This is a genomic window from Mesorhizobium sp. M0195 (assembly GCF_040322115.1).
GTDB lineage: Bacteria > Pseudomonadota > Alphaproteobacteria > Rhizobiales > Rhizobiaceae > Mesorhizobium.
This window is the reverse complement of record NZ_JAMYSV010000016.1, coordinates 43,444-62,812: the sequence shown is the minus strand read 5'-3', so window position 1 is coordinate 62,812 and position 19,369 is coordinate 43,444. Positions and strand designations below refer to the sequence as shown.

Here is a 19,369-nt window from a genome sequence, read left to right as displayed (position 1 = left end):
GACTCGCCCGACGCCATCGACGTTAATTTTGCGTTAGCGACAGGAGGGGGGAGATCGCTAAAGGGAGGAAGAAAATGAAAGAAAACTACGATCTGACGATCGACTACGACGACGACGAGCCTTACGACAACAAACCCTACGATCTGGTCACATTCGCGAGAAAGCACGGGCTCAACATGCGAGCCGCCGAGCTTCTCCTTTTCGCCAAGGGTCCGTCCCGAGCGGCCTGCGATGCCGCGGCCAGGGCTTTTCTCGCGGCAGTCGCCGCACAAGCTATGAGACAATCGGCGCGGTAGGTCTCACAAAACCATTGCTGACACGGCCTGCCGTGTCAGCAACCCGACGGACAGCGCTGGAAATTCCGGGCCGTTTCCAACAAGATGCCTGAGCATCCGGGAACGGCCTGAAATGTGCAATCTTTACAATATCACGACCAGCCAGGAGGCCATTCGCCAGTGGACCCGCGCCTTGCGCGATATACTCGGCAATCTCGAACCCTCCATCGACATCTATCCCAACCAGCCAGGCCCGGTGGTGCGCAATGCGCCGGACGGCGAACGCGAATTAGCCAATCTGCTGTGGGGCATGCCGACGCCACTGGAGCGGGTCAAGGGCAAGGCCGACTACGGCACCACCAATATCCGCAATCCGCAATACGGCCACTGGCAGCAATATCTCGGCATCGCGAACCGCTGCGTGGTGCCCGTCACCAGCTTCGCCGAGCCCAGCCCGACGCCCGGCGACAAGGACCCCGAGACCGGCATTCAGCGCAACTTCTGGTTTGCACTCGGCGAGGACCGCCCGCTGTTCTTCTTTGCCGGCCTGTGGACGCGCTGGCAGGGCATTCGCAAGGTCAAGGACGGCCCCGCCGAGCACCAGGTCTATGGCTTCATGACGACCAGGCCCAACGCGCTGATCGCGCCGATCCACGACAAGGCAATGCCGGTGATCCTGACCACGCCGGAAGAAACCGAGGCTTGGCTCAGCGCGCCATGGTCGGAGGCAAGACACCTGCAGCGCACGGCGCCCGATGACGCGCTGGTGATCGTCGACAAGCCGGCGACGCAGATCAAGTTTCCGCAGCAGGCGCCGGCGCAAGGCTCATTGTTTTAGCGCTTGAATTTCTGCAGCACCCAGATGTAGCCCTTGGGCGGATGATCCTGGTCGATGAACTGCGTCTTCACCGTCGTGTCCTTGCGGCTGCATCGCTTGCACCTGAACCTGATCGCTTCCAGCGGTTTGTTCCAGCCCACCACCTGGGCCACGTCATTCGCCCTGAAGCGCCCGACGTGGTAGCAGTGGCCGCACTCCACGATAAGCAGCATGTTGGCCTTGGCGGCACGCCCAACGCTGTCCATCGGCCCGGCCATGGCTCATTTCCGGGTCGAGTAATCCTCGGGGAGGGGAAGCAGGCCAAGCTCCGCCATCCGATAATCGGGCTCCTTCTCCGCTACGCTGGCCAGCACCTCGTGCAATTTCTCGACAAGCCCGCAAAGCTGCCAGAACAGCTCGCCATGCGCCTTCAGATGCAGCTGCGACGACAGCACCGTCCGGCGCAGGCTCAAAGCGTCCCTGATGATCGCCTCCGCATCCCTCGCCGACAACCTGTCGAACCGGCTTTTTCGTCTGCCCATCGCGGCTCTCCTCGATTTGTGAGCAACCGCCCCACCTACTGACAAATAGGAAGGCATTCCTCGCGGAGTCAATTCGCCCTTGACATTTTTGTTCCCGTTTTGTTCAATTTCAACAGGAATGCTGGAGGCACCGCCATGGACCACATCGTGACACTAGACAGCCGCCAGGAGGCTGCGCTGCAGGCCATCGCCGACAGGTTCATCGCCCGGCATAAGGGCGATGCGGTGAAGGCGCTCAAGGAGATGATTGTTTTGAATGGGCATCTGCAGGAGCGACTTGACGCGGTGGAGAGCCGGCGGGCAGCGCGGTAGGGGTGCAGAGGTGGCGAGACCCGGACATCCAGTTGGGCGATGCGGTTGACGCGCCGTCATCCTTCATGTTGTTCATCTCGCGTCTCTTCCGGCGACTGGCCCTTTAGCAGTTGCTCGGACCCGCGCACAATCTCTGTCAGCAGATTTCGCTGGTCCTTACTCAGGTCGGACTTTAGGTGCTTCTTCCCTGCTTCGACGAGCAACGACAAATCGTAGAACTGCGGCTCAGGAGCGTCTCGCATTGTATATCGGCGCTCTTTCGTTCCAACGCTATAACTGACCAAGCCTCTGCCGGCTTTCGCCATGAACTCGGCGCTCTCGGATATACCAGCAGCAAGCCACGCCTTAGGAGCCGCCGCACCAGCGATATGCGCCCACGCCCTAGTGAGGTCAAAATAGAATGGTGCGGCTTCCAAAGTGCCGTCGTGAGCCGCGGCTTGGATTTTCGTGATGAGAATGGCACCGAGCTTCTCGAAATGCTCCTGACTGACTACTGGCCGTTCGCCGGAGTCGGAGCGAAATACGCCTAGTTCACGGCCACGATCGACATATATGTCGGCTGCAAATGCTGGTGAGGCAGCTTTTTCGAATGCTGCAATCAGGTGGCTACCTGCCTCCTCCACCCCCCACTGCTCCAGCATATTCCAAATAAGAAACCCGAGCTGTGCCCGCGGCGATAGCCCAAACATATTACCGTCCCAATCAATACCGATGACGTCTTCACCGATCCGAAACAAGGCATCCAGAAGGGCTTGGGTCGGCTGCGCAGGACGGCTTGCACGGTACTGCACGCGCAATTCGTCAAGGAGCTTGGCGATCATCAGTTCGCCACGGCTATTTCTCTTTCCGCTGTAGCTTCGAATGATGGTCTCGATCGCGTCGGCATCTTCCAGATTCGACATAAGATCGTTGATGACCGCCTTAGGAATTGCATCGGAAGACGGGTGAAGACCAAAGTAAGCGTCATAGCCGGCTTCGCTCCCAATACCACGTCGTTTGGTCACGTCTATGAAGGCTTCATCACCAGAGGCTTGCTGACCTTCTAACCATTTGGCCGCCTGCGGGAACAGCACTGATAGCACCCGAAGGACCTGCGGCTGGACTTCGTCGGGGATTCGCCGTTTGAGGCCCTCCACTGCGGTCTTCCTCACGTCGTCTTGCGCCATAACAAAGCGCCCTTCCGTGAAGAGAAAATCTCTGCTGTCTCGAATCCAGTTGAACGAGCCTTGGTCAAACAGTCTCACCCCTTCAATAGCGAGGAGGTCTTGAGCGTCAATTTCTCCCTCCAACGCTTGCCAAGAGAATTTCACAGCGTTGGAGAGTTTCACCACATCGCGTGGCGACCGTATCCACCGCCGAATCCCGTCGCGGACGATGTAGTGCCAGCGCGAGGTGTCCTCAGTCGTGCCGGTTAGAAAGGAGATCTCCTGATCAAGGATGGTAAGAAGTGCGTTCTTGGCGGGCCGCGGAAGTTCAATTTCTTGCTGAACGATTTTCTCCGCGAAGCGCGGTCTTCCACGATCCGTCCCGTGATCCAAAGCTTCCCAGACTATATCGCGATCGTAGGCCAAAAGATAAACGACGTTGGGCAGTTGGCCGATGCTTTTTACCATCTGCATGATCGATTTCACGTCTTTGTTTTCTAGCCGATCCATATCGTCGATCGTGACTACAAAGCGTCTGCCGCTACGGCCAAGTTGACTTTTCAAGTCCTCATATGCCGTTTGCAAAGACGGATTTTCGAGGTACCGACCTAATAGTGCGTTGACCGACTTCTTTGCCAAGTTGCCTGCAAATCCGGAAGCTGCACCGCCGCTCGGGTCGACAGTCAAGGCCACAGTCGCCGCAGCGTCCACCAGATTATCCGTTGTTCCGCTAATCAACCCGGCAATCCAATTCTGAAACCGCGTCCAACGGGTGCCTTTCGGTCCTAGTCTCTCCGACAGTATCTTGAAGAAAGCGAGAATCAGATCCTGATGACCGGACACAATCCAAGGCCGAAAATCGATATGGGTTATCTGGTCATTTTCGTGCTCGGCGTTGTGTTTCTTCAAATATTCTAAGATGAAGTTGAGCGCGGTCGACTTCCCACTCCCCCACTGGCCGTGAACGCCGATCACGTAGCCGTTTGGTGCTGTCATTTTGATGATGACTGTCGCTATCCGCTTTGCAAACGGAGCATACCCTAGACGGTCATCCCGCCAAGGGTTGGATTTCGGCAGATCGTCGCCCAGCTTATAGCCTTTTTCCTCAGCCACTGCGAACACCCCCCCAATATTGCAGACCATCTATCTGCAACCAGCCGGTACAAGCAATTCTTCACTGGGAGACTATCGCCCGTCGCGCGATATTCCGACGACACATGTAACAGATCGCCTACTTCCGGAAGGTGCAGCACATAGATGCCGACCGACGCGCGCCAGGCGCCCTCAGCGCCCACCTATTGGCACTGCCTGCGCGGGCCGCCGGAATAGGGCTGGTAGCTGTTGTCTTCCGGCCGATAGGAACGATAGTGGCTGAAGCAATATTGCACGTGGTAGGGCGGAAGCCAGGCGGCGCCGGTTTCATCCGGCGGGACCTCCATCGAAGCGTCGTTCGCCTCGACGTAGTCGCTGCCATCGGCGGGGAGTTGCGCGGTCGGCAGCACCGCATCGAGATAGGGCGAGATGCAGGGGCGCCGCTCCGCTGTAGGACCGTCCCTTGCCCTGTAGGAGCGGTAGCGGCTTCGCGACGCCTTGTTACGGGCTGGAATTCAGGTTCCGCCAGGCATTCCGGCGCGGCTGCCTGGCAAGCGACGGCACGCCGCCCTCAATGGCGCTTGAAGTACTGCACCTCCCGTTCGTGCTTCTCGGCGGCCTCGCGGGTATCGAACGTGCCGAGATTGCGGCGCTTGCCGGTCTTTTCGTCCTTCTTGCGCGAATAGAGGCGGTATTTTCCGTCTTTGAGTTTTCTGATCATCTGTCTCTCCCTGGCTAGGGCCGGCGCTTCCCCTTGAGGTTGCGCGCGGCTTGCTCGATCGCCGCCCGGTCGTTGCCCAGCCTGTCGATCAGCTCCTGCGCCTGTTCGCCCGATATGCCGGTGCGCACCGCCAGGGCCTCCACCGTCAAGACGTCGGAGCTCGCGACCTCGCGGGTTTCCGGCAGGGCATCGCCTGCCGTCAGCGGCAGGGCTGCCTCCCTGTCGATCTGGGCCTCGGCCCGGTGCCAATGCCGCTCGGGATCGCCATGGATCCCGCCTTCACGTTCCCAGATCTGGTATGCGCGCTCACGAATCTTGTCTTCCCGGTCGTCGCCCATGTTGATTTCTCCTTTGGGTATCGGATGAACGCCGTGCCAACCCGAGAAATCTGCGTGATCGTTGGTCGCACAAGGCGCCATGCACTGCGGCCGCCAGCCACCGCGGCCCGCGCTACTCGCACTGCCGGCGCGGCCCCCCGGAATATGGCTGGTAGGTGTTGTCTTCCGGTCGATATGACCGGTAGCGGCTGAAGCAGTATTGCACGTGATCGGATGAGAGCTCGGCGTCGCCGGGTTCATCCGATGGGGCGTAGCCCTCCACCGACGATGTATCGCTCGCCTCGACGTAGCTGCCGTCATCGGTGATGTCGAGATAGGGCGAGATGCAGGGGCGCTGTTGGCCGCTGTAGGAGGTGTAGCGGTTGTCGTCCGGCCGGTAGGAGCGGTAGCGGCTGGCGCACCATTCGACATGAGCGGCGGGTAGCGTCTGCTGCTCTTCCACCGCCGGCTTGATGGAGCCGGTGGTGTCGGGTGTCGAAGCTGCGGCGGTGTCGGCGGGTTTGGAGGTGCGATCAACTTCCGAGGTGCGAACGGGAACCGGGCGGGCCGGGAGGCGCTCGAGGCGCTGCGAGGCCGGGTTTACCGGGCGCGGATCCTTGGCCCACAGTTCGGCGACGCTGGAGACCGGGGCGGCCGGCGGTACCGGCTTGGCTATCAATAACCAGGTGGCGAAGGCGAGACCGCTGGCGAATACGGCGAGCGTCAGGACGAAGCCGCCAAAGATTGCGAACAAAGCTTTCATGCCGCGCTCCTTTGCCTCCCGGTTAAGGAAATGCCGAGGCGGGGAATCCGGTTCCAGGAAAGAGCGTAGTGCAGGGCACTCGAAGGAAGGCCCATCTCCGTCTCGGCTTCGCCGAGACACCTCTCCCCGCTTCGCGGGACGCGGAATCCAAGCCCTCTTAGGCGGCTTTCAGTGCAGCCCGAATTCGCGCAGCAGTTCTTCGCGGTAGCGTACGAAGCGGCTTTCGCTGCGCTCGCGCGGGCGGGGCAGGTCGATGTCGATCAGCCGCGCCGCGCCGCCTTTCTCCTTGGGCAGGATCAGCACCCTGTCGGCGAGGTAGATCGCTTCCTCGAGGTCGTGCGTCACCATTACCATGGTGACGTTCTCCTCGCTCCAGATGCGCGCCAGTTCCTCCTGCATGCCGATCTTGGTCATCGCGTCGAGCGCGCCTAGCGGCTCGTCAAGCAGCAGGATTTCGGGCTGCACGGTCAGGGCGCGGGCGATACCGACGCGCTGCGCCATGCCGCCCGACAGCTGCCTTGGAAACGCATCGCCGAATTCGGCGAGGCCGACGAGCGCGATGTAGAAGCGCGCCCGTTCCTCGGCCTCAGCCTTCGGCACGCCGCGCACTTCGAGGCCGAAGGCGACGTTGCCGAGCACTGTCAGCCAGGGCAGCAGGCGCGGCTCCTGGAAAATCACCGCGCGCTCGGCGCCGACGCCGTGCACCGGCTTGCCGTCGATGGCGACGCCGCCGCTGTCGGCCGCCTCCAGTCCGGCCAGGATGCGGAGCAGCGTTGTCTTGCCCGATCCGCTGGCGCCGACGATGACCAGGCATTCACCCGAGCGGATGTCGAGATTGAGGGTCCTCAGCACGGCAAGCGAACGCCCGCCGATGCTGAACGATTTGGACAGGTCGCGTATGCTGACCTCACCGCCGCTTGTGCCGCTCATCGCGCTCATCTCCCAGCTGATTGTCTTGCCGGTTGGCCTTCTCAGTTGGTCTTGGTTTCGCCGGGCCGGTAGAGGATATCTGCTGCCTTCAGCTTACCCTTTGGCAGGCGGCCGTCGCGCTCGAGCACGCTGACCCAGAAGTCGATGTCGCGGTCCGTCGCCTTGGCCCCCTGGCGCAGCCCGAAGCCGGTCCAGTAGCGCGCCAGCTCGCCGTTCTCGCCGCGCTTGTCGAGGATGTTTGCCAGCACCTTGCGCGCCTCGTCGGGGTTCTGCAGCGACCAGTCGGAGGCGCGCGCCGACTGCTCGACGAAATTGCGGGCGGCGTCGGGATGCGCGGCGATGAAGTCGCGCCTGAGCACGACGAAGCCGCCGGCCAGCTCGCCCAGCACGTCGGTGTCGTTGAACACGCCGCGCACGCCGCCATTGTCGACCAGCGCCCCGGCAAACGTCGCCTGCCAGTAGCCGAGCGCCGCGATGTCGACCTGGCGGGAGCGCAAGGTCTGCTCGAGCTGCGGTCCGGGCACGACGACAAGATTGGCGGCGTCCGGAGACAGGCCGACGCTGTGCAGCGCCTCGCGCACGGTGTAGTCGAGATGGGCGCCGAGCGTGTTGACTGCGATGGTCTTGCCGGCAATGTCGGCGATCGATTTGATCGGGCTGTCGTCCAGCACGTAGAAGACGCTGTGCACCTTGCTGTTGATGCCGTTGCTCGGATAGACGGCGACGAAGTCGTTGCCGCCGGAGATCGAATTGATCACGGCGGCGGTTGCGGCCGAGCCAATATCGACGCTGCCAGAGGCGAGCGCAAACAACGATTCCGGGCCGCCGCCGGAATAGCCGACATTCTCGACCTCGATACCGAGGCCTTTGAAATAGCCGAGCTCGCCGGCCAGCTCATGCGGAGAGATGCTGCCACGGCTGGCGAGGGAGCGGAACTTCACTGGTGCCGCTTCGGCAAGGGCGAGGCGCGGCAGGCCGGCGGCGAGAAGGCCGGCGGCGAAGGGCGCGCCAGCAAGCAGGGAACGGCGGGAGATTTTCATGGTCCGGGTCTTTCCTGATTTGAGTTCTGGCCTGGTTGAGATTGATAAAGGCGGTGGTCAGTCGACGGCATTGCTCCAGCGGCAGAGCCGCCGCTGCAGGCTCACCAGTGCCTGGTTGGCGATCAGGCCGAGGCCGGCGAGGATGACGATTGCCGCAAACATCAGCGGTATCTGGAAGTTGTACTGCGCGTTCATCACCTGGAAGCCGATGCCCTTGTTGGCGCCGATCATTTCGGACGCGATCAACAACAGCAGCGCCGTGGTGGCGCTGAGCCTCAGCCCAACGAAGATCGACGGTACGGCGCCGGGCAGCACGACACGGCGGAAGACGGTGAGCTGCCTGGCGCCATAGACGCGCGCCATCTCCAGCAGTTTCGGATCGACTTGCTTGACGCCGCCGATGGTATTGAGCAGCAGCGGAAACAGCGTCGCCCAGAAGATGACGAACACCTTGGAGGCTTCGCCGAGCCCAAGCAGCAGGATGAACACCGGATAGAGCGCCAGCGCCGAGGTCTGGCGGAAAACCTGCAGGATGGGATCGAGCGCGGTTTCGACCGTGCGCACCTGACCCATGAACAGGCCAAGCGGGATCGCGACCAGCACGGCGGCCGCGAAGGCGAGACCGGCGCGCTGCAGGCTGATGGCGATGTCGCCGAGCAGAGTGCCGCCGGCCAGCCCCTTCCAAAGTGCCGCGACAATCATGTCGATCGGCGGCAGCACGGCCGTGTTGACCCAGCCGGCGCTGCTCGACACTTGCCACAGTGCGAGGAAAGCGATGAGGACGCCGTAGCGCGACAGGAAGCGAATTCCCGCCCGGCCGCCGAGGCGCAGGAAATCCGTGCCGAGGCTTGTCGTGCTGTCACGCGTGCCGAGGCTGGCGGCCTGTCCGATGTGCTGCAAGGTCATCGTCGTGCCTCTCGCTTCGAGGGTAGTGGGCTTCGTGGAATTATTCGGCGGCCAGCACGGCCGAGCGCGCGGCGGTCCACGGGTTTTCCGGCCGCCTGAGGCCGAGGTTCTCGCGCAGGGTCCTGCCTTCATAGGCGGTGCGGAACAGGCCGCGGCGCTGCAGTTCGGGGATCACCAGCTCAACGAAATCGTCGAGCCCGCCGGGCAGCCAGGGCGGCAGGATGTTGAAGCCGTCGGCGGCTTCGTTGCCGAACCATTCCTCCAGCTGATCGGCGACCTGCGTGGCGCTGCCGATGACGGTATAATGGCCGCGGGCCGTCGCCACCCATTGATAGAGCTGGCGGATGGTGAAGTTGTGCTCGTCGGCAATCTGGCGGATCAGCGCCTGGCGGCTCTTCATGCCTTCGGTTTCCTTGCTCGGCGGCAGCGGTCCATCGAGCGGATAGCCCCTGATGTCGAGCGTCTGGCCGGCCAGCCCGTTGAGCAGGGCGACGCCGTCTTCGGGCAGGATGAGATCGTTCAGCTGCTGGTATTTGGCGCGCGCTTCTTCTTCGGTGCGGCCGACGAAGGGCGCTACACCCGGCATGATCAGCACCTGCTCGGGATCGCGGCCGGCGGCCGTCACACGTGTTTTGATGTCGCGATAGAATTCCTGCGCCGACGCCAGGTTCTGATGGGCGGTGAAGATGACTTCCGCCGAGTGGGCGGCGAGCTTGCGGCCGTCTTCCGATTGCCCCGCCTGCACCACCACCGGGTGTCCCTGCACGGGGCGTGGGACGTTGAGCGGCCCCTTGACGCTGAAATGCGCGCCCTTGTGGTCGATGTCGTGGAGCTTGTCCTTGTCGTAGAAGCGCCCCGATTTCTTGTCCCGGATGAAGGCATCGTCCTCCCAGCTGTCCCACAGCGCCTTGACCGTCTCGACATGCTCATGGGCGCGGGCATAGCGCTCGGCGTGGGCAGGCTGCGTCTCACGGTTGAAATTGCGCGCGGTTTCGTCGCCGGCCGAAGTGACGACGTTCCAGCCGGCGCGGCCATTCGACAGATGATCGAGCGAGGCAAATTTGCGGGCGAGCGTGTAGGGCTCTTCGTAGGTGGTCGAGGCGGTGGCGATGAAGCCGAGATGCGTGGTGAGCGGCGCCAGCGCTGCAAACAGCGTGACCGGCTCGAAGCCGGCGATCTTGGCGTTGCCGCCTTCGCGGGCGCCGAGGCCGACCGTCAGATTGTCGGCGAGGAAATAGGCATCGAACAGGCCGCGCTCGGCGGTCAGGGCAAGCTGCTTGTGGAACTCGAAATTGGTGGCGCCGTCGGCCGGTGCGTCGGGATGGCGCCAGGCGGCGATATGCTGTCCGCCGCCGGGAAGGAAAGCGCCAAGTTTGATTTGCCTGGATTTGGTGGATCTGGTCATCGCGGCGTGCTCCTGGGTGGATCGGGGAGTGGATCTCGGGTCAGTGGTGCGTTCAGGCGGCAAGGCCGACGCCGTAAGGCACTCCGGTTACCCGGCACGCCTCGGCCACCGCCTGCCGGGCACGGGCGTGGATGGCATCCGACGTCAGCACGCCATTGGCGAAGTCCTTGTCGGAGGCGTAGATCGCGGTCGGCATGGTCAGCGCCTCGAAGAAGCCGAAGAGCGGCCGCAGCTGGTGCTCGACGATCAGCGAATGGCGCTCGCCACCGCCGGTCGCGCCGAGGATGACCGGCTTGCCCCTCAGCGAGGACGGGTCGAGCAGGTCGAAGAAGTGCTTGAAAAGCCCGGTATAACTGCCTTTGAAAGTAGGCGAGCCGGCCACCAGGATGTCGGCGACCAGCAGCCGTTCGACGATGTTGCGGGCCGCCGGGTCGAGGTCGCCAAGGCGCCTTGCCTGCGGCAGGGACGCGCCGAGATCATCGATGTCGAAGACCGCCGAGGCCGCGCCGATGCTTTCGGCGGCTTGCCCGACAATGTGGCTGACGAACGCCTTGGTCTTTGAGGGCCGGGTCAAATTGCCCGACAGTCCCACCACGAGCTTTTTCGACATTCCCGGCTCCTCTCAAGCGCTCGATTTCAAGTCTGGTGATCATGTTAAGTCTAGAGAGTTTGTAGAATTAAAAGAGCGAGAAAATTTCAAAAGCAGCGCGGTGAGCGGACAGAGTTTGCGGAACACCGCCCGTAATTGGTTCATTCAACGCGGTGTACCATGTCCTGGCGCCACCATCCCGGACGGCCTCGCGGTGCTGGGGGAAGGTGCGGGCGAAGCACAGGTCAAGGTGCTGGAGTGGCTCGGCGGCATGCGGTAGTTCGGTCAATCTTGATTCAAATCCGGCTGTGGATATTTGCTTTTGGGTAAATCCGGGCGGTCATCTTGCCGGCCGGCCGGTGGGCAAAAAGGAGAAGCCTATGACGAGCGACTTTGCCGCCGCACACCTGCACCTTGAACGAGCCTGCCATTATTTGCGCGGCGACGACGAGACGAGCCGCACGGCTCGTGCGGCTCTGGATCTCCTGGTCGATGCAATTGTCGCGGCCCAGTACACGCGTCCGCCTGCGGACGTTGTGGAATTTCCAAGATCGGCAAGGTTGCGATAGTTCCGCAAGCGGCAGAGGCAATCCAACCGGCGGGACAGCGCGCCTTTGTTCCGCCGGATCACAAGAACCAGGTGGCCACCAGGCCGATCGTCGCCGAGAAGATAGCGGCGGTCGTTGCCCAACCGAGTATGTTGGTGCTGCGGCTGTTCACCTGCTCCCCCATGATCCTGCGGCTGTTCGTCATCAGCATGATGAGCAGCAGCAAGGGCGGTGTCGAGAAGCCCTGAACGATGCCGGACCAGACCAGCGCCTTCATCGGATTGAAGCCGAGGAAGTTGAGGCCAGCGGCGATCGCCGTAAAAAATCCGATGGCGAGGTAAAATTTGGGCGCCTCTCGAGCCCGGGCGTGCAGGCTGTTTTTCCAGCCGATGGCTTGTGCCACGTCATAGGCAGCGCCGGTGGTCATGACAGGAACCGCTAGGAAACCGACGCCGATCACACCTGCGGCGAACAGAACGCTTGCGGCCTGGCCGGCGAGCGGCCGCAGCGCCTCCGCGGCTTGCGCGGCCGTGTCGATATCGTGATGCCCCGCCTTGTAGAGCGTCGCCCCGGTCGACAGGATGATGAAATACATGATGAGATTTGAAAACATCATGCCGATGAGGATGTCCCGGCGCGAGCGGCGGAGTTCACCGGCGGTGGCGCCCTTCCTTTGCCTGAGCGTCGTGCGCCCCTGGGCAATCTCCTCCTCCACCTCCTCATTGGACTGCCACGTATAGAGATAGGCGGACAGCGTCGTGCCGATGATGGCGACCAGGATCGACAGGAACTCGCGATTGAATTCGATCCTCGGAAGCAGCGTCCCGCGCAGCACCGCCGCGGCGTCCGGCTTGGCCAGAATGGCGGCACCGACATAGGCGAGCAGCGCCAGCGCCAGCCAGCGAAAGATGTTGCGGATCAAAGTATAGGAGCCGAAGACCTGGAGGGCGAAGATGAGGGCGGCGACGAACAGCACGATCAGCGGAATGGGAAGCGGCACGAACATATTGATCGCCGCGGCCATTCCGCCAAGATCGGCCGCTGCCTCGATGGTGTTGCCGACGAGCACACCCAACAGCACCGACCAGAGCAGCCACCGCGGATAGAAGTCCTTGATGACGTGGAACAATCCGCGCCCGGATACCTGACCAAGCTTCGACGACAGGTAGACGACCGCATACATCATCGGCAACGTCACCGGAGCCGTCCAAAGCAGGTCGGGTCCGAAGCGGGCGCCGGCGCTGGCATAGGTGCCTATCGCAGAACAATCGTCGTCGGCTGCCCCGGTTATCAGGCCGAGGCCGAGCGCTCGGCCTATGCCGCCATTCCTCTCCTCCGGTGAGTTGGAACGGTCAGAACCGGCCTGCCTCATTGCGATCGGACCGGGTTGGGATGGAAGGGCGTGGGCACGGCCTTCCATGCCACGATCGTAAGGATCGGTCGCGCCGCTGATCTCATTTTGCTTCCTCAACAACTTTGCCCAAACCCGGCGCGCCATGACTTGTTCCGTGGCCTGGCGGAGCAGAGGCTTGCCCCAGATCCTTCCCTCCGGGGGGTAAGCCTGAAAGTTCGGGTTGACCGCTTCTGAAGGCGAAGCGACTATCCGTGCGAGGTGAATTCCGCAGGAGGAAATACGATGGACGAGCCCGATCGGTGGCGCCACATGTCGAGTGCGCCAAGGGACGGCAGCAGAATCCTTGTCACGGTTCGGCCATCCGAACAGGGGCCGGCCGAAGTCGACATGGCTTTCTGGGCCCGGGCCGATCAGTTCGGCAGCGAAGGCTGGAGGGCTTCCGACTCTTCTCCGGGACGCATCGTCGAATATGCCGAACCGGAGCTGAAGTGCTGGATGCCGCTGCCGTCGGCCAATCTGAGCAAGGGTTCGATGCCGAGCCCCTGGGAGGAGGATGATGTCCCGCTGCTGGATGGCTCGGGGATCTGAGGTGAGCTGTCGCGGTCGCTACAGGACCGCGTTGGGGCCGAAGCTGCCGATCTCCCCCCTCGTGGGGGAGATGTCCGGCAGGACAGAGGGGGGCGCCGTAGAACGCCGACCTCGATCGCCAAAGAGCGTTGACAATGCCTCACACGCCATTGCCTCCACGACACCGCGCAAATGCCAAATCGATGCCCAAGGCCAGCACATTGGCATTGTGACTGGGCTCGCCGCTGCATCCTGAATGGGTGGCCAAAGCGCGAGTTCCGTGAGCGACGGATGGGCAGCAGAACCCTGGCAAGACCGGCGGGACAGCGCCCCCCTTGTAACTTGGAAACGACCACTTCTCTGTCCTGCCGGACATCTCCCCCACGAGGGGGGAGATTGGCTCTCATCTCGGCTTTTCGCTAGTCTCCAACGTTGCAAGAACGGCGCTCCCGTTGAAGCTGCCAATCTCCCCCGGGGGGAGATGCCAAGTGGTGCCAAAGAGGGCAGGACACAGGGGTCGCAAAGGAATGCCAACGCCGCGGTGATGCCCGCCTTCGTCAGAACAGGAACGCGGCGGTGGCGGGGTTCGGGCCGGTGCGGCCGTCGGGCGAATCCATGCCCCGGATGAGCTCGAGGTCCTTCGCTTCCAGCTCGAAATCGAAGACATCGAAATTGGCGGCGATCCGGTCCTGGTGGATCGATTTCGGGATGACGATCAGCCCTTCCTGAAGGTGCCACCTGATAATCACCTGCGCCACCGACTTGCCGTGTTTCCTGGCGATGCTTTCGAGCGTCGGATCGCTCAACAGCCGGCCGCCGCCCAGCGGGCTCCAGCTCTCGATGCGGATGTTGTGCCTGTCGTGGAATTCACGTTTGTCACGCTGCTGGAAGCGGGGGTGGAGCTCGATCTGGTTGACGGTCGGCGTGACGCCGGTCTCGCCGATGATCCGTTCGAGATGGTCCTGGTTGAAGTTCGAAACGCCGATCGACTTGATGCGGCCTGATTGCCTGAGTTCGATCAGCGTCTTCCAGGCCTCGACATATCTGTCCTGGCTGGGTACCGGCCAATGGATCAGGAACAGGTCGATCTGTTCGATGCCGAGCTTGCTCATCGTCCCGTCGAAGGCGCGCAAGGCGGCGTCGCGCTGATGGGCGCCGTTGCGCAGTTTCGAGGTGATGAACAACTCGCTTCTCGGCACGCCGGCCGAGCGGATCGCCTGCCCGACACCTTCTTCGTTCTGATAGCCTTCGGCGGTGTCGATCAGCCTGTAGCCGGCCTCGATTCCCCAGCGCACTACCTTGGCGGTGATGGCTGGATCGACCTGCCACACGCCGAGGCCGATTTGCGGAATGGCGGAGCCGTCGTTCAATCTGATTTGTTCAGGTCTTTTCAGGGTAATCTGTTCAGGCATGTTCAGGTCCTTCTGCATCGTTCCGCCCGGCGCAGGCTCTATCTAGTCTGAATGGCCGCCAAAGCCAGTCGATATCAGGAGAATGTGAGGAGACGGACGTGAAGCGCTGATCTTCCGCTTCGGGCCGACAGCTCTCTGTGACCCACGGACTCCAGGGAACTCCATTCAGGACGATCCCGCTGTCGCGGATTTCTGTGGTATTCTGTGGATTATTCGAGGAGGCGACTGCGTTGACCAACAGCTTGGAAGCCGAAGGAGCAAGAGACTGGTCGCCCCTGCTGGTCGCGGCAGAACAAGGCGATGCGGATGCGGTTCGATCGGAATTGGCGGCTGGCGCCGACATCAATCAGTCGGACGACGGCGGCTGGTCTGCACTTCACCTTTCAGCCCTCAATGACCGCACAGCGGTGGTCGAGGTGCTGATCGAAGACCCGGAAATCGATGTGAATGCCAGAAACAAGTGGAAGAGCACGCCCTTGAGCCTTGCGTCGGCCAAGGGACATTACTCGTGTATCTCAGGCCTCGTGAGACACCCCCAAATAGAGATCAACGCGCGAGCTGACTACTACGGCAGAACGGCTCTTATCGAGGCGGCGAAGAACGGGCATCTCGAAGTCGTCAAGTTGCTCGTGGAGAATGGCGCGGAAGTAAATCTGACCGACAAGACGGGGAGAAACAACGCGCTCATCGAGGCTATCAAAGGGCGGCACTACGAGATCGCGGAATACCTGCTGGATTCTGGGAAAGTGAGCTTTATCAACAAAGAAATAAGGCTAAACGCCCTGATCTGGGCTGGCAGCTGCCACAACCCTCAGCTTATCGAAAAGCTGGAAGCCGCGATCCACAGTTTCTTCAACGGCAAATAAGGGCCTCGCCCTTACTGTCGCGGGCCGTCCGTATCTCCCGTCACGTCGATGCGCTCGATGGCGCAAACCGCCCTGCGGCGCTTCACATAATTTATTCAACCAAACGGTTGACTATCTCAAAGCGTGCATTTATATTCAACTACATGGTTGAATTACAAACACCTCAGATGGATGCGGTCTTTCACGCCCTTGGCGACGCCACGCGCCGGCACATGCTTCGCGATCTCGCCGATGGCGAGAAAACGGTAAGCCAGCTGGCGGAACCCTTCGCGATGTCGCTCGCGGCGGCCTCCAAGCACATCAAGGCGCTGGAGAACGCAGGGCTTATTCGTCGAGAGGTGAGGGGCCGCACGCATCTGTGCCGACTATCCCCCGGACCGCTGGCCAGCGCCCATCAGTGGCTCAGCTTCTACGAGCGCTTCTGGACCGGTCGTCTCGATGTTCTCGAACGCCTTCTTCGCGAAGAGGACGCACGCAAAGCCCAGGATGAGCCCAGGAAATCGCCCAATCCGAAAGAAAGAGACGAGCAATGAACCAGATGAGAAGCATCGACGCCTATGGCGCGCTAAGCGAGCCCGCCACGTTCACTATCCAACGCCTTTTGCCCGGACCCATCGAGCGCGTCTGGGCCTATCTCACCGAGAGTGACCTGCGCCGGCAGTGGATGGCAGCGGGGCAGATGGAAATGAAGGCGGGCAGCTCGTTCGAATTGGTCTGGCGTAACGACGAGCTGACGGACCCGCCTGGCCAGCGCCCCGCGGACTTTCCCGAAGAGCATCGGATGGAGGGCCGGATCACCGACCTCGATCCGCCGCGCAAGCTTTCCATCACCTGGGGAAATACCGGCGGCGTCTCCTTCTTGCTGGAGGCGAAGGGTAGCGATGTGCTGCTCACCGTCGTCCATCGCCGCCTGCCGGAACGTGCAATCCAGCTCAACATCACGGCCGGCTGGCACATACACCTCGACCTGCTGGCCGCCCGCCTGGCTGGCAAGACGCCGACCTCGTTCTGGGACGGCTGGAGCCGCCTGCGGGAAGAATACGATCGCCGCCTGCCGGCCTGATGTAACTCGCGGCGTCCATCCCTGAGGTCGCCGCCAGCAACACGAAGCAACGATGAAACGTGCTTGCATCCCGCAAGCCTGATGGAGGAAGTCATGCGCAAATTGATCGCTGGGATGAAAATCTCCGTCGACGGCAAGATGGAGGGGCCCGAGGGTTACGCCGATTGGGTCGACGCGTGGTCGGACGAATATGGCCTGACGCCGCAAATCGACGCCTGCCTGCTTGGCAGCGTCATGTATGCCGGCTACGAGCGCTACTGGAGCGCCATCCAGAACGAGCCCGACAAGCCGCTGCCGATGACCGGCAAATTGCCGAAGCCGGCCGAGCTCGAATGGGCCCGATTCGCCGCGCAGACCCCGCATTATGTGCTGTCGAACACAATGACTTCGGCCGCCTGGCCAAAGACGCGCTTCGTGCGGAATTTCGAGGATATCGCTGCGCTTAAACAGAAGCCCGGCAAAGACATCTACCTTATGGGCGGCGCCCGAATTACCGCGAGCCTTATCGATGCCGGGCTGGTCGATGAGCTCAGGCTGATCGTCTATCCGCTGCTCGCCGGTGAAGGAAAGCCGCTGTTTGGGACGGCGAAAAATCGTCGTGGGCTCGAACTGCGCAAAGTGGAGCAGCTTTCGGACGGCCGCGTCAGGCTGGTCTACGGGATCGGCTAATGCAGCCACCCTTGGCGGATCTAGCGGGGCCGAAGCGGAGGCCGTCCCGTCAACAGCGGGACAAGCCGGCGCGAGGAGAGCGATGCTTCCTATGCGAAGAATGCATCCCGGCTGCCGGCCGGTCAGGCAACGATACCGCGGCAGGCCCAGGCGACATTCGCAAAGGATCTCGGGCCGTCGGGCCGGCCGGCCTCATAGGCGTCGCGCATGGCGGCGTCGACGCGCGCCCGCTCTTCTGGATCGAGCGTGGCCACATACTTGCCGAGCGGCCCTTCGCCGGCGGCTATCGGCGCCCAGTAATCGTCGAAGTTTTGATAGTCCATGCGGATCATCAGCTCGGTCTCCGTAACGTCGCGGAGACCCTGCTCGACAAAGGTCCGTTTCATTTCACCCGGCTGCATCATCGGCTGCGTGCAATAGCGGGCGCGCAGCTGGCGTCCGCCTTCGCTGAGCACCGCCACCGTGTCGATCATCATGCGCATCCCCGGCATGCCGCCGAGATGGTCCCATACCGTCGCCGCGACCACGCCGCCCGGCCGCACGACGCGGCGCATCTCGGCGACTGCCTTGCCGGCTTCGGGCACGAAATGGAGCACGAGCAGGGCCAGGGCACGGTCGAACGCGCCGTCCTCAAAGGGCAGGGCGCAGGCATCCGCCTGACGGATTTTTATCCGCGGATCGGAGTTGCGCCGGATTGCCTCCTCGACAAAAACGCCTGAAAAGTCGATCGCGGCGACCTCACGGAGGTCAGCGGCCTTGACGAGCGCGAAGGTCAGGCTGCCGGTGCCGCAACCGACGTCGAGGATCTTTTCGCCGTCTTTAAGGCCCGCAAAGTCGATGAACAGCGGCGCGAGCCTTTGGCTCCAGCGGCCCATGAGCTGCTCATAGCCGGCAGCATGGTGAACATTGAAACTTGAAGTCATCGAAGCCTCCTCCCAAAGCCGTATGCTAGACTTCGGCGGCCACTGACGAAAGCCATTTTTGGCGCGTGTTGGTTCGGTCACTCGGGCCGCGCGAAGACATCGCCGGCCGGATTTGATGGCGCCGGACAGCCGGCCTCCGTGGCCTTGACCACCTATTCGGCGGGCAACCCGCGGCGCTTCCATTCACTGCGCGGCACCGGATTTCCAACACGGAAGGCGAACGACACGACTTTCGTTGCGTCCGGATCGACCTCACAACGAAAGCTCAGATCGTACCACTGCCCGTTTGCGGGGAACGGCGCACTGGCGACGTTCATGACCGTGCCGGCCTTCAGCCGATACTCAAGCAAGCTGTCTGGGAAATAGGGGGGCGACGCGTGCACCAATTGCTGCGCGAGCTCCGTGTTGCAGAGCTGACCGATTCGTACTGCGCGCGGCACGTTTCTCATGGCGGTTGTCGCGATTGGATCATCGGTTGCTGCTTGCGAGAACAATCTTTTCGCTTCTTCAAGCTTCAACGGCTTTTGCACGTTAGCGACATCCGCCGGCTTGGGCTTTGGCGGCTGTGATGCGCCAGGCGGCGGAGCCTGGTCTTTCCCGTCGACCGCAGTCACGGCAGGTGGCTGTGCAAGATCCTGGTTATTGGGATCTTGCGGCGCGGGCGGTTGTTCCGAACCATCCTCCGCACTGTTGCCGTCCAGAGACTTGCGAGGACCGGCGTCCTTCTCACCGAATTGGAAGACAGGTCTCTGCGCGGCGACCTCACGGCTCGCCGGGGTCTCGACCTTTGCTTCCGGCGGCTTTTCCGGCTTGGGCGGTTCAGCGGGGGACGGAGGTTTGGTTTTTTCCGGCGGTTTGGGCGGCGGCACGATATCCACCGCAATGGCCTGCTCCTTCCCTGGCTGCGAGAGCGTTGCCGGCAGTCCGAACAACAAAAACGCGACGATGAGCAGATGCAGGGCAATCGAAGTGGGCAAGGCCCACCCGAATACCCGGCGCTGATCCCGTATGTCGTTTCTCATCGTGGCCGGTGTGTGGAATGAAATATTGGCGGCATCAAGCATCGATGCCGCCAGACGTCGAAATAACCCGTTGCGAATCGAGAGTCGGCGG

24 protein-coding genes are annotated in these 19,369 nt (G+C 62.1%); 8 read left to right on the top strand and 16 right to left on the bottom strand.

Annotated elements, in window-relative coordinates:
* Window positions 1–74: 74 nt before the first annotated feature.
* Window positions 75–296: a hypothetical protein gene (locus NKJ12_RS24870; RefSeq protein ID WP_254819423.1), complete on the top strand. Its 222-nt coding sequence runs from the start codon at window positions 75–77 to the stop codon at window positions 294–296.
* A gap of 112 nt (window positions 297–408) precedes the next feature.
* Entirely contained in the window at window positions 409–1,113 is a 705-nt protein-coding gene (locus NKJ12_RS24865; protein ID WP_352705672.1) for an SOS response-associated peptidase, read from the top strand.
* Here the strand turns inward: NKJ12_RS24865 and NKJ12_RS24860 are convergent.
* Entirely contained in the window at window positions 1,110–1,370 is a 261-nt protein-coding gene (locus tag NKJ12_RS24860) for a hypothetical protein (RefSeq protein WP_023677293.1), read from the bottom strand. The two genes, NKJ12_RS24865 and NKJ12_RS24860, sit on opposite strands and share 4 nt — an antisense overlap.
* A 3-nt stretch (window positions 1,371–1,373) precedes the next feature.
* Entirely contained in the window at window positions 1,374–1,634 is a 261-nt protein-coding gene (locus NKJ12_RS24855; protein ID WP_254819421.1) for a hypothetical protein, read from the bottom strand.
* Window positions 1,635–1,769: 135 nt separating this feature from the next.
* Between NKJ12_RS24855 and NKJ12_RS24850 the strand changes: the two genes are divergently transcribed.
* Window positions 1,770–1,946, top strand: a complete 177-nt coding sequence (locus NKJ12_RS24850) for a hypothetical protein (RefSeq protein ID WP_352705670.1) — start codon at window positions 1,770–1,772, stop codon at window positions 1,944–1,946.
* Window positions 1,947–2,002: 56 nt separating this feature from the next.
* On the opposite strand, the gene NKJ12_RS24845 is transcribed toward NKJ12_RS24850, so the two are convergent.
* The 11 genes from NKJ12_RS24845 to NKJ12_RS24795 all read right to left on the bottom strand — a co-directional run bounded on the left by NKJ12_RS24845 (window position 2,003) and on the right by NKJ12_RS24795 (window position 12,873).
* On the bottom strand, window positions 2,003–4,204 hold the full coding sequence (locus tag NKJ12_RS24845) for a KAP family P-loop NTPase fold protein (RefSeq protein ID WP_352705668.1): 2,202 nt from the start codon (window positions 4,202–4,204) through the stop codon (window positions 2,003–2,005).
* 182 nt (window positions 4,205–4,386) lie between these two features.
* On the bottom strand, window positions 4,387–4,593 hold the full coding sequence (locus NKJ12_RS32305) for a BA14K family protein (protein ID WP_502899839.1): 207 nt from the start codon (window positions 4,591–4,593) through the stop codon (window positions 4,387–4,389).
* Window positions 4,594–4,754: 161 nt separating this feature from the next.
* A complete protein-coding gene (locus tag NKJ12_RS24835; protein ID WP_023677295.1) occupies window positions 4,755–4,904 on the bottom strand; it encodes a hypothetical protein in 150 nt (49 codons plus the stop codon).
* A gap of 14 nt (window positions 4,905–4,918) precedes the next feature.
* Window positions 4,919–5,242: a DUF2934 domain-containing protein gene (locus NKJ12_RS24830; RefSeq protein ID WP_352705666.1), complete on the bottom strand. Its 324-nt coding sequence runs from the start codon at window positions 5,240–5,242 to the stop codon at window positions 4,919–4,921.
* Between the two features lie 112 nt (window positions 5,243–5,354).
* A complete protein-coding gene (locus NKJ12_RS24825; RefSeq protein WP_352705663.1) occupies window positions 5,355–5,984 on the bottom strand; it encodes a BA14K family protein in 630 nt (209 codons plus the stop codon).
* A 168-nt stretch (window positions 5,985–6,152) separates the two neighbouring features.
* Complete coding sequence (locus tag NKJ12_RS24820; RefSeq protein ID WP_502895557.1) at window positions 6,153–6,923, bottom strand: ABC transporter ATP-binding protein; 771 nt, start codon at window positions 6,921–6,923, stop codon at window positions 6,153–6,155.
* Window positions 6,924–6,955: 32 nt separating this feature from the next.
* Entirely contained in the window at window positions 6,956–7,954 is a 999-nt protein-coding gene (locus NKJ12_RS24815; protein ID WP_352705660.1) for an ABC transporter substrate-binding protein, read from the bottom strand.
* A gap of 57 nt (window positions 7,955–8,011) precedes the next feature.
* Window positions 8,012–8,860, bottom strand: coding sequence for an ABC transporter permease (locus tag NKJ12_RS24810; RefSeq protein WP_352690332.1), 849 nt, complete (start codon window positions 8,858–8,860; stop codon window positions 8,012–8,014).
* Between the two features lie 40 nt (window positions 8,861–8,900).
* Complete coding sequence (locus NKJ12_RS24805) at window positions 8,901–10,265, bottom strand: LLM class flavin-dependent oxidoreductase (protein WP_352705658.1); 1,365 nt, start codon at window positions 10,263–10,265, stop codon at window positions 8,901–8,903.
* A 52-nt stretch (window positions 10,266–10,317) separates the two neighbouring features.
* A complete protein-coding gene (msuE, locus tag NKJ12_RS24800) occupies window positions 10,318–10,875 on the bottom strand; it encodes an FMN reductase (RefSeq protein ID WP_352705655.1) in 558 nt (185 codons plus the stop codon).
* Between the two features lie 606 nt (window positions 10,876–11,481).
* A complete protein-coding gene (locus NKJ12_RS24795; protein ID WP_352705653.1) occupies window positions 11,482–12,873 on the bottom strand; it encodes an Nramp family divalent metal transporter in 1,392 nt (463 codons plus the stop codon).
* A 165-nt stretch (window positions 12,874–13,038) separates the two neighbouring features.
* Between NKJ12_RS24795 and NKJ12_RS24790 the strand changes: the two genes are divergently transcribed.
* Window positions 13,039–13,344, top strand: coding sequence for a hypothetical protein (locus NKJ12_RS24790; protein ID WP_352507157.1), 306 nt, complete (start codon window positions 13,039–13,041; stop codon window positions 13,342–13,344).
* Between the two features lie 536 nt (window positions 13,345–13,880).
* On the opposite strand, the gene NKJ12_RS24785 is transcribed toward NKJ12_RS24790, so the two are convergent.
* The gene (locus NKJ12_RS24785) at window positions 13,881–14,735 is read right to left on the bottom strand and encodes an aldo/keto reductase (protein ID WP_352705651.1); all 855 of its coding nucleotides are present in this window, start codon (window positions 14,733–14,735) and stop codon (window positions 13,881–13,883) included.
* Between the two features lie 230 nt (window positions 14,736–14,965).
* On the opposite strand from NKJ12_RS24785, the gene NKJ12_RS24780 reads away from it, so the two are divergent.
* The 4 genes from NKJ12_RS24780 to NKJ12_RS24765 all read left to right on the top strand — a co-directional run bounded on the left by NKJ12_RS24780 (window position 14,966) and on the right by NKJ12_RS24765 (window position 17,333).
* Complete coding sequence (locus NKJ12_RS24780) at window positions 14,966–15,601, top strand: ankyrin repeat domain-containing protein (protein WP_352475611.1); 636 nt, start codon at window positions 14,966–14,968, stop codon at window positions 15,599–15,601.
* Between the two features lie 143 nt (window positions 15,602–15,744).
* Window positions 15,745–16,134, top strand: coding sequence for an ArsR/SmtB family transcription factor (locus tag NKJ12_RS24775; RefSeq protein WP_352705711.1), 390 nt, complete (start codon window positions 15,745–15,747; stop codon window positions 16,132–16,134).
* On the top strand, window positions 16,131–16,664 hold the full coding sequence (locus NKJ12_RS24770; RefSeq protein WP_352705648.1) for an SRPBCC family protein: 534 nt from the start codon (window positions 16,131–16,133) through the stop codon (window positions 16,662–16,664). The genes NKJ12_RS24775 and NKJ12_RS24770 overlap by 4 nt, the downstream gene beginning before the upstream one ends.
* A gap of 93 nt (window positions 16,665–16,757) precedes the next feature.
* Window positions 16,758–17,333 carry a dihydrofolate reductase family protein gene (locus NKJ12_RS24765; RefSeq protein WP_352705646.1) on the top strand — a complete coding sequence of 192 codons (576 nt, stop codon included), beginning with the start codon at window positions 16,758–16,760 and terminating at the stop codon, window positions 17,331–17,333.
* Window positions 17,334–17,455: 122 nt separating this feature from the next.
* Here NKJ12_RS24765 and NKJ12_RS24760 read toward each other — a convergent pair whose 3' ends face one another.
* On the bottom strand, window positions 17,456–18,256 hold the full coding sequence (locus NKJ12_RS24760; RefSeq protein WP_352507161.1) for a class I SAM-dependent methyltransferase: 801 nt from the start codon (window positions 18,254–18,256) through the stop codon (window positions 17,456–17,458).
* A 152-nt stretch (window positions 18,257–18,408) separates the two neighbouring features.
* On the bottom strand, window positions 18,409–19,320 hold the full coding sequence (locus tag NKJ12_RS24755; RefSeq protein ID WP_352705644.1) for a DUF930 domain-containing protein: 912 nt from the start codon (window positions 19,318–19,320) through the stop codon (window positions 18,409–18,411).
* Between the last annotated feature and the right edge of the window lie 49 nt (window positions 19,321–19,369).